A 514-nucleotide genomic window follows, 5' to 3' on the forward strand; every position below is an offset into this window, starting at 1 on the left:
AGGCGAGGTGCAGACGCAATTGCTCGCTTCTTTGCACGATGAGTTCAGTACCTTAGCCGAGCTGGCTGCGCCACTGACGGATGCGCAAAAAGCGGCAGTGTTGGGTCACGGTGAATTGTGGTCTTCACGTTTATTGGCTGCCTTGCTTTCACAACAAAATGTTCCTGCGGTCGCACAAGATGCTCGTGCATTTTTACGTGCAGAAGCCGGTACTCAGCCGGAAGTTGACCGTGCGCGTTCTTATCCCCTGATTAAGGAGGCGTTGGCGCAGCACAGCCACAAACGTGTCATCATCACCGGATTTATGGCGCAAAATGAGGCAGGAGAAACCGTGCTGTTGGGGCGGAATGGCTCGGATTATTCCGCAACCGTAATCGGAGCTTTGGCGGAAGTGACAACCGTAACCATTTGGAGTGATGTTGCTGGCGTTTACAGTGCGGATCCTCGTTTGGTGTCGGACGCATGTCTGTTGCCTTTACTGCGCTTAGACGAAGCGAGTGAACTGGCCCGCCTT

The 514-nt window shown here is 53.9% G+C and carries 1 pseudogene; it reads left to right on the forward strand.

The window, feature by feature from the left end:
* Positions 1-514, forward strand: a pseudogene (gene metL / locus R7F64_RS24425) (bifunctional aspartate kinase/homoserine dehydrogenase II); the annotation flags it as partial.

The organism is Vibrio sp. Vb1980 (assembly GCF_033338615.1).
In the GTDB taxonomy this organism is placed as follows: Bacteria; Pseudomonadota; Gammaproteobacteria; order Enterobacterales; family Vibrionaceae; genus Vibrio; species Vibrio alginolyticus.